We start from the raw sequence: 876 nt of genomic DNA, 5'->3' as shown, positions 1-876 counted from the left end.
CAAGTCGCGCTTTCCATATAGAACACCAATACCTGTCGGGCCGAAAATTTTATGCGATGAAAATGCATAAAAATCGCAATCTAAATCCTGAACATCAACAGCAAAATGAGGTGTTGCTTGTGCACCATCTAAAACGGTTAATGCATTCACAGATTTTGCTTTGGCAATGATTTCATTTGCTGAATTAATGGTTCCAAGCACATTTGATACATGGGTAAAGCAAAGAAGCTTTGTGTTTGGATTCAAAAGCTCGTCGAGTTGATCAATGAGCAACTCACCATGCTCATTGATCTCCCAAACTTTAATGACCGCACCCGTACGTTCTGCCAACATTTGCCATGGAACGATATTCGCGTGATGCTCCATTCGTGTCACAATGATTTCGTCACCCGCTTCGATTTGGGGTGTTAGACCATGCGCGACCAGATTCATGGCCTCAGTCGTACCTTTGGTCCAAATAATCTGTTCGCGAGCTGGGGCGTTCAAATACGACTTAACTTTATCTCGAGCACCTTCAAAAGCTGCTGTTGCACGATCGCCTAGGGTATGCGCGCCGCGATGCACATTTGCATTATCTGAATGATAATACGCTGTCATTGCGTCGATCACTTGCTGCGGTTTTTGAGAGCTAGCTGCGCTATCGAGGTATACCAGTGGCTTACCGTTTACATCTTGGTTGAGAATAGGGAAGTCTGCGCGTGCCTTTAACGCGATCTCTTGTATCTCTTGTGCCGTCATTGCGCTCATTTAATTCGTTTTCCCGCCTAATCTTTAAAGCTAAGAAGTTCTGATAAAGTTTGCTCCCACTGTTCAGCAAGCGAAGCAATCGGAACTGCGCGTACCAATTCAAGAACAAATCCGAGCGTCAACATTTGA

Annotated in this window: 1 protein-coding gene; it reads right to left on the bottom strand. The window is 44.7% G+C overall.

Annotated features, from left to right (window positions below):
• The coding region (locus A3738_RS00560) for an aminotransferase class V-fold PLP-dependent enzyme (protein ID WP_231876483.1) at positions 1-747 on the bottom strand (747 nt) is incomplete at its 3' end.
• Positions 748-876 lie beyond the last annotated feature (129 nt).

Source organism: Oleiphilus sp. HI0066, assembly GCF_001635725.1.
This window is presented reverse-complemented; position numbering and strand designations above follow the sequence as displayed.